Source organism: Streptomyces sp. MB09-02B, from assembly GCF_033794485.1.
Lineage (GTDB): Bacteria > Actinomycetota > Actinomycetes > Streptomycetales > Streptomycetaceae > Streptomyces.
In genome coordinates this window covers 1-10,640 of record NZ_JARGEE010000323.1, presented here as the reverse complement: position 1 = coordinate 10,640, position 10,640 = coordinate 1, and the positions used below count along the sequence as shown (strand labels likewise).

Sequence of the window (10,640 nt, the reverse complement as noted above, 5' to 3'; positions counted from 1 at the left end):
CCTCCGGATCAACCCCCTCGTACAGCTCCAGCCCCACGAACGAAGCCGCCACGGCCCGAGCCAGCCCCCCCGCGTCGGCGAACTCCCCGAGCGGCGAGGCCGCGAGGACCCTCCGGAGCACCCCCTCGACCTCCGCGATCCACAGGTCCAGCCCGGCGGCCGTCGCCGGCGCCAGCCGCGCGTGGGTCTGCGCCCCCGCCAGCAGCTGCCCCAGCACGGCCACATGCCCCGCCGCCCGCTCCTCCACGTGCATCTCCCGCCCGAAGGCCAGCAGTTCGGACAGCGAGCCGATCTCGGCCATCCGCTCCCGGTGGCGGGCGACCCGCTGCTCCGCCCCGTACCGGCAGGCCGCCGCCAGGAGTTCGTCCACGGACCCGAAGTGGTAGAAGACGAGCGCCTGGTTCACCCCGGCGGTCGCGGCGATCGTCCGCGCGGACGTCTTGGCGATCCCCTGCTCGACGAGCGTCCGCAGCGCGCCCTCCAGCAGCTTCGTCCGGGTCTCCGCGCTCACGCCCGCGCCTCCTCACGGACCGGCCGCAACCCGGGCCGCACCGCGCACACCCGCACGTCCTGGTAGGTCGCGGTGAACGAGCCCTCGTAGCCGAAGAGCGGGCCGAAGTGCCGGTTCACCACCCGCACCTGGATCCGGAACCGTCCCGTCCGCTCGTCGAACCGCTCCCGCACCTCGGCGTCACCGCCGATGAGCCCGGGGACGCGGACGTCGACCGGCCCCTCACGGAAGCGGTGCTCGCCGGAGCGGATCAGCAGCGACCCGTCGGGCTCCGCCGCGAAGTGCAGGTCGCTGGCGAGGTGCTGGTGGGTGCCGAGGTAGTCGAGGACACGGTCGCCCTTGGGGCTCAGCACCATCTGGGCGTCGAACCGGCGCGGCCGGCCGGGCAGGTCGAAGGTACGCACGAAGGTCACCGTCTCACGGCCGAAACCGTCGGCGTACGGCACGTTCTCGATGGTGAAGGGGACGTTGCGCCCCTCGCGCGGGACGAGGATGTTCCGGGTGCCCCCGAGCGCGAGGAAGGGTTTCACCAGGCCCCGCCCGTGCCAGACGCGGTCCATCACACCCCGGCCCGTGCACGCCTGCCCGCTCGCCAGGCCGACCGAGAAGCGGCGGCGCAGCTCGGGATGGAGCCCGTCGAAGTCCGCGCCCATGACCGTGCGGAAGATGGAGGCCGGGGAGGCCGGCGAAGGGGAGGGGGACGAGGTGGTTCCCGGAGGCGTCGCGGCGGCCATGCCGGTCATCCCTTCAGGGTCGCGAGCAGCCGGGGCGCACGCGCGCGTGCGGGTGCGGTCCGCACGCAGCGGCGGGCGGACGGGGTGCCGGGCAGGGGCGGGACGAGCAGGGCGGCCAGGACCGCCGACACGGCCAGGACCGGAGTCGCGAACAGCGCGAGCGGCGCGAGCTGCGCCGGCACGCCCGCCGGGTCCCCCAGTGCCCCGCACGCGAGCCCGGCGCAGGCGGCCACGATCGTCAGCCCGCGTACGACCGCCTCGGCGAGCCAGCGCCGCAGGGCCCGTTCGGGGGTGATGCCCCGCTCCAGCCACAGGCGGAGGCGGTCGAAGGACCAGGCGGTGGCCCAGCCCATGAGCGGGCGGAACAGCACCCGGCCGGCGAGGGCGCCCGGACGTCCCCAGCGGGGGCGGTAGTCGTAGCCGGTGAGGAAGCGGACGCCGTCGCTGTCCGGGACGTAGCGCCAGTAGCCACTGCCCTCGGCGATCAGGGAGAGCGGGTGCGGCGAGGCGAACCGCAGCGCCGAGGTCCGGGTGCCGTCCGGCCGCTCCTTCTCCCCGGCCGAGACCCCGGTCCCGGCGACCGTCAGGCCGGGGAGCACGCGGGTGGCGTACCGGAAGCGCTGAGGCTCGCCCTCCGTGTGCGGGAGGTGGTCGATCTCGGTGAAGCGCAGGTCCCAGCGCTGGTGGAGGGCGGGGTTCTGGGTGCGGGCCCACACCTCCTCCAGGTCCGCCCGTACTCGTGTCTCGATGTAGAGCCCCATCCGCGTTCCCCCCGGGTCGATGCGGTCTTTCCACGACTTTTGAGCGGACTTTGAGCGACTGCTCAATGTGCTGGGCACGACCGTACTCGGATTTGAGCGATCGCTCAAACGGCTCGGCGCGAAAAACCCCGGTCCACAGGGACCGGGGTTCTGCGGGCGGCCGTACGGCCGACGGCTACTCGGACAGGTGACGCTCCACCGTCTCCACCTTGGACGTGAGGCCGTCCGTGACGCCGGGGCGGATGTCGGCCTTGAGGACGAGGGAGACGCGGGGCGCGCGCTCCTCGACGGCGGCGACGGCCCGGCGTACGACGTCCATCACCTCGTCCCAGCCGCCTTCCACCGAGGTGAACATCGCGTCGGTACGGTTCGGCAGACCCGATTCACGCACCACCCGTACGGCGTCGGCGACGTACTCCCCCACGTCCTCGCCGACCCCGAGGGGGGTCACGGAGAAGGCGACGATCACGCGTTCACGACCCCTTCCTTGCGGGCGCGGCCGGCGATCACCGCGTCCTCGGCCTCGCGGCGCAGCCTGCGCTCGGCGAAGAAGCCGCCGGCGGGCAGGACGGCGAGGGCGAAGTAGAGCGCGGCGGTCTTCAGCGACCACTTCGTACGGTTCCAGGCGTCGGCCCAGAAGACCAGGTACAGGATGAAGAGGATGGCGTGGACCCAGCCCATCACGGGCACCGCGTCGAACTCCGTGGTCCGCTTCAGCACCGAGCAGACGAGCAGCAGCAGGAAGGAGACGGCCTCGGGGGCGGAGACGAGGCGCAGGCGGCGGAGGGCGGAGACGGTCTTTATGTCCACGGGTCACCTTCGGTGGGGTCGGTTTGTGAACGGAAGCGTTTGTGAACGGAAGCACAAGCTCGGACCATTCTGGCATCCGCCGAGCGGCCGACGTCCCCTAGGGTCACTTCAGGGTCGAGATCCACCGCTGGGCCCTGTCCTGTCCGGCCATCGGCCGGTTAACGTCACCCCGTGGCAATGTTCCGACTTCAAGGCAGCAAAGTGCTGGCCGTCGACATGACCGGGGACGCCGTGAAGGCGAAGAACGGCTCGATGGTCGCCTACGACGGCCAGATGACGTTCAAGAAGCTCAGCGGCGGCGGTGAGGGCCTGCGCGGGATGGTGACGCGCCGCCTCACGGGCGAACAGATGACGTTGATGGAGGTGACCGGGCAAGGGACCTGCTGGTTCGCGGACCGGGCCTCCGAGATCAACCTCGTGAATCTTCAGGGGGACAAGCTGTACGTGGAGTCGAGCAATCTGCTCGCGACGGACTCCGGGCTGCGTACGGGCACGAGCTTCACGGGGCTGCGCGGCGCCTCGCAGGGCAACGGCCTGTTCACCACGACCGTCGAGGGCCACGGCCAGGCGGCGATCATGTCCGACGGTCCGGCGGTGGTGCTGCGGGTGAGCCACCAGTACCCGCTGACGGTGGACCCGGGGGCGTACATCGCGCACCAGGGCAACCTCCAGCAGTCCTTCCAGTCCGGTGTGACGTTCCGCACGTTCATGGGCGAGGGTGGCGGCGAGGCCTTCCAGATCCGCTTCGAGGGCGACGGACTCGTGTACGTCCAGCCCAGCGAGCGCAACACGGTGGCGGGGGACGTCTGACATGGCCTTCCGTGAGATCAACTCGAAGATGATCGAGGCGACCGTGATGCCGGGCCAGCGGCTGTTCAGCCAGCGCGGCGCGATGCTCGCGTACAAGGGCGAGGTGTCCTTCACCCCGAACATGCAGGGCGGCCAGGGCGGTATCGCGTCGATGATCGGCCGCCGGGTGGCGGGCGAGGCGACGCCGCTGATGACCGTCGAGGGCAGCGGCACGGTCCTGTTCGGGCACGGAGGTCACCACATCCAGGTGATCAACCTGACCGGCGAGACGCTCTACGTCGAGGCCGACCGGCTGCTGGCCTTCGACGGCACCCTCCAGCAGGGCACGATGTTCATGGGCTCGCAGGGCGGCGTCATGGGCATGGTCCGGGGCCAGGTGACCGGCCAGGGCCTGTTCACCACGACCCTCAAGGGGCACGGCGCCGTCGCCGTCATGGCGCACGGCGGGGTGATCGAGGTCCCGATCACCCCCCAGCGCCCGGTCCATGTCGACCCGCAGGCGTACGTGGCGCACCACGGCGACGTACGCAACAAGCTCTCCACCGCGCTCGGCTGGCGCGACATGGTGGGCCGGGGCTCCGGCGAGGCGTTCCAGCTGGAGTTGAGCGGCAGTGGTGCGGTGTACGTCCAGGCCTCGGAGGAGAAGCTGTGAGCATGTACGGGGCCCCGGTCGCCGGACCGACCGTCCACGACCCGATGACGCTGCCGTCCGACGACAACGTCAACAACTACACCTTCTGCGTGGAGCTCAAGGGGAGCCAGTGGTTCCTGCAGAAGGGCAAGATGATCGCCTACTACGGGCAGATGGAGTTCAACGGCATCGGGCACGGCGGACTCGACCGCCTCGTCCGCTCCTCGTTCCATTCGCCTCTGCACGCGAGCGACTGGGTCGTGGCCCAGGGCTCCGGCAAGATGCTCCTCGCCGACCGGGCCTTCGACGTCAATTCATATGACTTGGAGGACGGGAACCTCACCATTCGCTCGGGCAACCTCCTCGCTTTTCAGCCAACTCTCGCGCTGAAGCAGTCGATCGTCCCGGGCTTCCTGACGCTCATCGGCACGGGCAAGTTCGTGGCAGCCTCCAACGGCCCGGTGGTGTTCATGGAACCCCCCATCCGGGTCGACCCGCAGGCCCTGGTCGGGTGGGCCGACTGCCCCTCCCCGTGCCACCACTACGACCACGGCTACATGACGGGTCTGATGGGCGGCCTACGTGCGATGACAGGGCTCGGCGGCGCCTCCGGGGAGGAGCACCAGTTCGAGTTCGTCGGGGCGGGCACGGTGCTGCTCCAGTCCTCCGAGACGCTCATGGCCGAGCAGGCCACGGGCACGGTCCCGCACGAGCCGGGCGTACCCGGTGGCGGTGGGGTACCCGGGCATCACGGACAGCCGGCGGGGGCACCGCGTCTTCCCGGACAGCTGGGGGACCTCCAGCGTCGCTTCGGGCTGTGAGCGGTAGTCTGCGGAGTGTGACATCGAACGTGTGCGCGTTGTCATGCTCCACACCGTCAGACCCGACCTGCCCGTACGAGCGACACGACGAACCCTCACTAGTTCGCCTTTCAACATTTTAGGTAGACTTCATTCATGGAGACCGAAACGGCCACGCGCTGGCTGACCGATGCGGAGCAGTGCGCCTGGCGCACCCATCTGGACGTCAACAGGCTGCTGACGCACCAGCTCGAAAGGGATCTGCAGCCGTTCGGCCTGACAATGAACGACTACGAGATCCTCGTGAACCTCTCCGAGTCCGAGGGGCGGCGGATGCGGATGAGCGACCTCGCCGCCGCCACGCTCCAGTCCAAGAGCCGCCTCTCGCACCAGATCACCCGGATGGAGAGCGCCGATCTGGTGCGCCGGGAGAACTGCGAGTCCGACCGCCGCGGGCTGTTCGCCGTGCTCACGGAGCACGGCATGGAGACGATGCAGCGGGTGGCGCCGCACCATGTCGCCTCCGTGCGGCGGCACTTCATCGATCTGCTGCCGGAGGAGGCGCTGGCGGAGCTGCACAAGTCGCTGGTGCCGATCGCGGAGCACCTCCGGAGCCACAGGGGTAAACCGTAGCGCTCCGCTCAGGGGGCGGTTCGGCGCCGGGGGAACTGCGGGACGGTTGACGGCCGCGGGTACGTCGTGGCCGGTCGCGCAGTTCCCCGCGCCCCTGGGTGAACGGCGGTTCCTCGGCGCCCCCGCCTCAGCGAGGCAGCCTCAGCTCGAAGAGGGCTCCGCCGCCCGGGGCGTCTGCCACTGTCAGGGTGCCTCCGTGGCGTACGGCGATGTCCCTGGCGATCGCGAGGCCCAGGCCCGCGCCGCCGTCGTCCCTCGCCCGGGACTCGTCGAGGCGGACGAAGCGTTCGAAGATGCGTTCGCGGTCGGCCGGCGGGACGCCCGTGCCGTCGTCCACGACCTGGAGGACCGCCCGGTCGGACGTGGTGCGCAGCGTGACGGCGACGCGATCGCGGGCGTGGCGGCCCGCGTTGTCCAGGAGGTTGCCGAGGACGCGGCAGATCTGGTTGCGCGAGCCGCGCAGTTCCACCGAGTCCACGCCCTCCAGCGTCACGCCCTCCCGGGACGCCACCTCTTCCTGTACGACCTCCGCCAGATCGAACCGCGCGTCCGGCGGCGGCCGCTCCCCCGCGTCCAGGCGGGCGAGCAGCAGCAGGTCGGCGGCGAGGCTCTGCAGCCGCACGGTGTCCTCGACCGCCCCGTCCAGATCCAGCAACTCCGGGTGCGCGGCCGCCACTTCCAGTTGGGTGCGCAGCGAGGCGATGGGGCTGCGCAGTTCGTGCGAGGCGTCCGCGACGAACGCGCGCTGCCGCTCCACCGAGGCCTCCAGGGCGGCCAGCGTCTCGTTGGTGGTGCGCGCGAGCCGGGCGACCTCGTCGTGCGTGTCCGGCTCGGGCACGCGACGGGAGAGGTCCTCGGACGCGGTGATCGCCGCCATCTCAGCACGGATGCCCTCGACGGGGCGCAGTGCCCGGCGGGTGACGACGTACGTCACCCCGCTCACCGTCAGCAGCAGCAGCGGCAGCCCGATGAGCATGGTCGTCAGCGCGGTGCCGACGGCATCCTCCTCGGTGGAGAGCGGGGCGCCCGCGTAGACGGTGAGCGGCACGCCCGCCGGCGTGACCACGTCGACCCCGGCGAACCGGTAGTCCGCCGTGACCCCTTCGACGGTCGCGGAACCCTCGCCGTACCAGGTCTCGTCGGCGACCTCGCCCGCCGTGAGGCTGCCCCCGTCCTCGGCGTCCTGGTCGCCCTCCGCCCGGTCGTCGGCGTCGTCGTTGGTCTCGGAGTTCAGCCGGTCCGAGTCGATGGCGGTCACCTCCATGCCCTCGACGTCCTCGCCGACCGCGACGGGCCTCTCGTCGCGGTCCAGGACCTCGACCGGGTTCTCGTCGCCGTCCGGCAGCCTGAGCTCGGCGTAGGCGAACCCGCTCGCCAGCGCGGAGGCCGCGTTGCGGGCCACGGAGTCGGCCTCCGCGTCCGCCTTGTCGGTGAGGGTGAACCGCAGCGAGAGCAGGACGGCGGCCCCGGCGGCGACCAGGGCCACGGCGACGACGACGGTCGCGGCGAGGGTGGCCCGGGCCCGTACCGAGCCGAGACGGCGTTTCACGAGCGGCCCTCCAGTCTGTATCCGGCCCCGCGCACGGTCTTGATGAGCGGGGAACCGAGCTTGCGGCGCAGCGCGCTGATGTAGACCTCGACGATGTTCGGGTCGCCGTCGTAGGCGAAGTCCCAGACGTGCTCCAGGATGTCGGCCTTGGAGACGACCTCACCGGCTCTCAGGACGAGTTGCTCCAGGACGGAGAACTCCTTGGTGGTGAGGGTGATCTCGTCCTCGGCGAGGAACACGCGGCGGGCGGCGGTGTCGACCTTCAGTTCGCCGACCTCGTGCACGGGAGAGGCGCCGCCCGAGGGGCCGCGCCGCCGCAGCAGCGCCTTCACCCGGGCGACCAGGACGACGTACGAGAACGGCTTGGTCAGGTAGTCGTCGGCGCCCGTGTCGAGGCCCTCGGCCTCGTCGTACTCGCCGTCCTTGGCGGTGAGCATCAGGATCGGCACGTCGTGGCCGGCGGCGCGCAGGGCGGCGCAGACCCGGTAGCCGTTCATGCCGGGCAGCATGATGTCGAGGATCACGAGGTCGTACGACCCCTCGCTCGCCCGGTGGAGTCCGTCGATCCCGTCGTGGACGACGTCCACGGCGTACCCCTCGGCCGTCAGGCCCTTGGCCAGCGACACCGCGAGCCGCTTCTCATCTTCCACGATCAACAGGCGCATGCGCTCAGCTTGGCAAACCGAACCTGAAGCGGTCTTCAGGGGGCTTCAGGTCCGCTTCAGCGTCGGTCGGCCAGATTGGTTCCCGTCGAAAGCAGACGAGGCGGATAAGCCAGACAAGCCCTCTGCAACCGGCGACATCATCCGTAACTGGTTGCAGCCAGTCGCATCCTGGAGGAACCCCATGAAGCGCAACATCGTCATCGCCACCATCACGGCCGTCGCCCTGATCGGCGGCGGCACCGCGACCGCCATCGCGGTCGCGGGTGACGACGAGGCGCCGGCGAAGAAGACCGTGTCGGTGTCGAACGACGACAACGGCCGCGACGACGTGAACGACGACTCCGACGACACGGCCCAGGAGAAGGCGGACGACAGGGCCGAGGACCGGGCCGCCCGCGACACGGACCAGGACGCGGACGACAAGGCCGAGAACGCGGCCGAGGCGAAGGCCGGTGGGGTCACGGCCGCCGAGGCGATCGCCACCGCGCTGAAGGCCAAGGCCGGTACGGCCGTCTCCGCCGACCTCGACGACGAGGGCACCAACCTGGTGTGGGACGTCGATGTCCTGACCGCCGGTGACAAGTGGTTCAGCGTCCAGGTCGACCCGAGCACCGGCAAGGTCCTCGGCACGCACGCCGACCGCGACGACGACGGTGACGACGCCGCCGAGACCCGGCAGATCCGGGACGCGCTCAAGGGCAGCTCCGTGACCGCCGCGGAGGCCGCCGAGGCCGCCGCCGACAAGGGCACGGTGACCTCCGTGGACCTCGACGAGGAGAGCGCGGACCAGGCCTGGGAGGCCGACACCACCGCCGCCGACGGCACCGGCAGCGACTGGAGGGTGAACCTCGACTCCGGCAAGGTCACGGCCGACCGCACGGAGGACTGACCCTCTCGGCCCCCTTGAACCACCGGGAGGACGACCCGGCCGACCCCCTCGGCCTGACGTCGCCCTCCAGGAGGACCGGCGCTCTCCCCCCACACCCCATGAGCCCGACTCCTCCTTCCACACCGGGAAGCCCGACACCTCACCCCCCCAGAGGTGCGCGGCCTCCCTCACCCCCAGGTAGGGGCACCCGACACCGGGTGCCCCTACCGCCGTTCCTGCGGTCGGCTCACCTCACGGCGCTTCCGCCGCCCCCGCCTCCGCGCTCATCACCCGCCCGGTCGTGTGCCCCTCCGCCTCCGGCCCGTCCGCACGGCCTCCCCGGCTCCCCACGCCCACGACCGCCGCCGCGAGCAGGGCCGCAGCGCCCGCGAGGGCGAAGCCGAGGGCGGGCGAGACCCGGGACACCAGCAGCCCGGAGGCGGCCGCCCCCGCCGAGATGCCCGCGTTGACGGCCGTGTTGACCCAGGCGCCGGACCGGGTGCGGGCCGTGGGCGGGGCGGAGGCGTCGGCGACGAGGTACGCGGTGGTCAGGGCCGGGGCGACGAAGAGCCCCGCGCACACGACCGCGCCGGTGAGGACGGCGAGGTTGGGGGCGAGCCCGGCACCCGCGAGGGCGAGCCCCAGCCCCGCCGTCAGCAGCGACAGCCGTACGCGAGCACCGGAGCGCCACTCGACCGCGCCGTACAACAGCCCGCCGACCGCGCTCCCGGCGGACAGCGCGGCGAAGATCCAGGCCACCACGTCGTCCCCGTGGCCCCGCTGCTCGGCGAAGGCCAGCACCAGCAGGTCGAGCGCACCGAGCGACAGCCCGACCCCGGCGGCCGCGACGACGGGCGGCACGACCCCGGAGACGACCCTCGAACTCCGTCGGCCCGCAGGCTCGTTCGGCACCGCGCCCCGCCCCGGGACACGCGCCACGGCCGGGGAGGCGACGAACCCGAGGGTTCCGACCGCCACCAGCACGGCGCCCATGACCACGGCGACGGCCGGAGCGGCGATCTGCACCACCGCGCCCACCACCAACGGCCCCGACACGAACAGCAGTTCCTCCGCGACCCCGTCGAGGCTGTACGCGCGCGTCAACAGCCCCCGGTCGGCGGCGAGTTCGCTCCACACCGTGCGCATCGTCGGCCCGAGCGGCGGCGTACAGGCGCCCGCCGCCACCGCGACCGCGCCCAGCACCGGGGCCGAGGCGCCCGGCCGCCAGGTCACCACCGCCAGCAGGCCGAGCAGCGCGGCGTACAGCGAGACCATCGGCGGCAGCGCCCGACGGGGGCCGTACCGGTCGACGAGTGCCGCCCGGGCGGGCGACAGGAAGACACTGGTGGCCCCGAACAGGGCCATGACCGCGCCGGCGACGGCGAACGACCCCGTCGCACGGGTCACGGCGAGCAGCACGGCGACCGGCACCATGCCGTAGGAGAGCCGGCCGACGAGTGCGGCGGCGAAGGTGCGGCGGGCGTACGGGAGGCGGAGCACCGCGGCGTACGACGGCCGCGGGGAGATCGCGGACATACGAAAGGTTCCTCACCGGGAGGCGTGAAGGGGACACCGATGCCCCGCGCGGCGACGGAACGACGTCGCCTGCGGGGGGCGTCTCTACGCAAGGTGAGTGAACACGCGGCCAAGCTAGCAGTTCGCGAGAGAGCTCGGGGGTCCGGGTACGCGGGGAACTGCGCGAACGGGGTCCGGTCTTCAGGGGCGCGGGGAACTGCGCGAACGGGGTCCGGTCTTCAGGGGCGCGGGGAACTGCGCGAACGGGGGACAGGCTCTTAAACGGTACTGCGGTTGTCTGCGACAGGCTTAGTAGAGACATGGGTGAAGGGCGTAGACTTAAAAAAAAAATG

Annotated in this window: 13 protein-coding genes; 5 read left to right on the top strand and 8 right to left on the bottom strand. The window is 71.6% G+C overall.

Annotated elements, in window-relative coordinates; all coding sequences use genetic code 11:
- From P1P70_RS32755 to P1P70_RS32735, 5 genes are all read right to left on the bottom strand, one after another.
- A partial coding sequence (locus tag P1P70_RS32755) for a helix-turn-helix domain-containing protein (protein ID WP_319244252.1) occupies window positions 1-511 on the bottom strand: 511 nt, incomplete at its 3' end.
- On the bottom strand, window positions 508-1,164 hold the full coding sequence (locus tag P1P70_RS32750; RefSeq protein ID WP_319244256.1) for a DUF4166 domain-containing protein: 657 nt from the start codon (window positions 1,162-1,164) through the stop codon (window positions 508-510). The genes P1P70_RS32750 and P1P70_RS32755, both read right to left, overlap by 4 nt.
- A gap of 86 nt (window positions 1,165-1,250) precedes the next feature.
- The gene (locus P1P70_RS32745; protein WP_319244250.1) at window positions 1,251-2,006 is read right to left on the bottom strand and encodes a hypothetical protein; all 756 of its coding nucleotides are present in this window, start codon (window positions 2,004-2,006) and stop codon (window positions 1,251-1,253) included.
- A 175-nt stretch (window positions 2,007-2,181) separates the two neighbouring features.
- Window positions 2,182-2,475, bottom strand: coding sequence for an MTH1187 family thiamine-binding protein (locus P1P70_RS32740; RefSeq protein ID WP_319244249.1), 294 nt, complete (start codon window positions 2,473-2,475; stop codon window positions 2,182-2,184).
- Window positions 2,472-2,816, bottom strand: a complete 345-nt coding sequence (locus tag P1P70_RS32735; protein WP_319244246.1) for a DUF3817 domain-containing protein — start codon at window positions 2,814-2,816, stop codon at window positions 2,472-2,474. Before P1P70_RS32735 ends, P1P70_RS32740 begins: the two co-directional genes overlap by 4 nt.
- Window positions 2,817-2,993: 177 nt before the next feature.
- Here P1P70_RS32735 and P1P70_RS32730 point away from each other — a divergent pair, with 177 nt between their 5' ends.
- From P1P70_RS32730 to P1P70_RS32715, 4 genes are all read left to right on the top strand, one after another.
- Window positions 2,994-3,626 (top strand): AIM24 family protein, encoded by a 633-nt coding sequence (locus P1P70_RS32730; RefSeq protein WP_319244244.1) that lies wholly within the window; start codon window positions 2,994-2,996, stop codon window positions 3,624-3,626.
- A 1-nt stretch (window position 3,627) separates the two neighbouring features.
- The gene (locus tag P1P70_RS32725) at window positions 3,628-4,278 is read left to right on the top strand and encodes an AIM24 family protein (RefSeq protein WP_033529327.1); all 651 of its coding nucleotides are present in this window, start codon (window positions 3,628-3,630) and stop codon (window positions 4,276-4,278) included.
- A gap of 2 nt (window positions 4,279-4,280) precedes the next feature.
- Window positions 4,281-5,078 (top strand): AIM24 family protein, encoded by a 798-nt coding sequence (locus P1P70_RS32720; protein ID WP_319244254.1) that lies wholly within the window; start codon window positions 4,281-4,283, stop codon window positions 5,076-5,078.
- A 135-nt stretch (window positions 5,079-5,213) separates the two neighbouring features.
- A complete protein-coding gene (locus P1P70_RS32715; protein WP_319244242.1) occupies window positions 5,214-5,690 on the top strand; it encodes a MarR family winged helix-turn-helix transcriptional regulator in 477 nt (158 codons plus the stop codon).
- 127 nt (window positions 5,691-5,817) lie between these two features.
- Here the strand turns inward: P1P70_RS32715 and P1P70_RS32710 are convergent, their stop codons facing one another.
- Both P1P70_RS32710 and P1P70_RS32705 read right to left on the bottom strand, forming a co-directional pair.
- Window positions 5,818-7,239 (bottom strand): HAMP domain-containing sensor histidine kinase, encoded by a 1,422-nt coding sequence (locus tag P1P70_RS32710; RefSeq protein WP_319244239.1) that lies wholly within the window; start codon window positions 7,237-7,239, stop codon window positions 5,818-5,820.
- Entirely contained in the window at window positions 7,236-7,904 is a 669-nt protein-coding gene (locus P1P70_RS32705) for a response regulator transcription factor (protein WP_319244237.1), read from the bottom strand. The genes P1P70_RS32710 and P1P70_RS32705 overlap by 4 nt, the downstream gene beginning before the upstream one ends.
- 181 nt (window positions 7,905-8,085) lie before the next feature.
- Here P1P70_RS32705 and P1P70_RS32700 point away from each other — a divergent pair, with 181 nt between their 5' ends.
- Window positions 8,086-8,793, top strand: coding sequence for a PepSY domain-containing protein (locus tag P1P70_RS32700; protein ID WP_319244236.1), 708 nt, complete (start codon window positions 8,086-8,088; stop codon window positions 8,791-8,793).
- Window positions 8,794-9,024: 231 nt separating this feature from the next.
- Here the strand turns inward: P1P70_RS32700 and P1P70_RS32695 are convergent, their stop codons facing one another.
- Window positions 9,025-10,308: an MFS transporter gene (locus P1P70_RS32695; protein WP_319244234.1), complete on the bottom strand. Its 1,284-nt coding sequence runs from the start codon at window positions 10,306-10,308 to the stop codon at window positions 9,025-9,027.
- Window positions 10,309-10,640 lie beyond the last annotated feature (332 nt).

What these genes read in the sequence shown, in the direction of transcription:
- P1P70_RS32750 (WP_319244256.1), bottom strand. Translation starts at nt 1,164, where the DNA reads ATGGGCGCGGACTTCGACGGGCTCCATCCCGAGCTGCGCCGCCGCTTC.
- P1P70_RS32745 (WP_319244250.1), bottom strand. Translation starts at nt 2,006, where the DNA reads ATGGGGCTCTACATCGAGACACGAGTACGGGCGGACCTGGAGGAGGTG.
- P1P70_RS32730 (WP_319244244.1), top strand. Translation starts at nt 2,994, where the DNA reads ATGTTCCGACTTCAAGGCAGCAAAGTGCTGGCCGTCGACATGACCGGG.
- P1P70_RS32725 (WP_033529327.1), top strand. Translation starts at nt 3,628, where the DNA reads ATGGCCTTCCGTGAGATCAACTCGAAGATGATCGAGGCGACCGTGATG.
- P1P70_RS32720 (WP_319244254.1), top strand. Translation starts at nt 4,281, where the DNA reads ATGTACGGGGCCCCGGTCGCCGGACCGACCGTCCACGACCCGATGACG.
- P1P70_RS32715 (WP_319244242.1), top strand. Translation starts at nt 5,214, where the DNA reads ATGGAGACCGAAACGGCCACGCGCTGGCTGACCGATGCGGAGCAGTGC.
- P1P70_RS32705 (WP_319244237.1), bottom strand. Translation starts at nt 7,904, where the DNA reads ATGCGCCTGTTGATCGTGGAAGATGAGAAGCGGCTCGCGGTGTCGCTG.
- P1P70_RS32700 (WP_319244236.1), top strand. Translation starts at nt 8,086, where the DNA reads ATGAAGCGCAACATCGTCATCGCCACCATCACGGCCGTCGCCCTGATC.
- P1P70_RS32695 (WP_319244234.1), bottom strand. Translation starts at nt 10,308, where the DNA reads ATGTCCGCGATCTCCCCGCGGCCGTCGTACGCCGCGGTGCTCCGCCTC.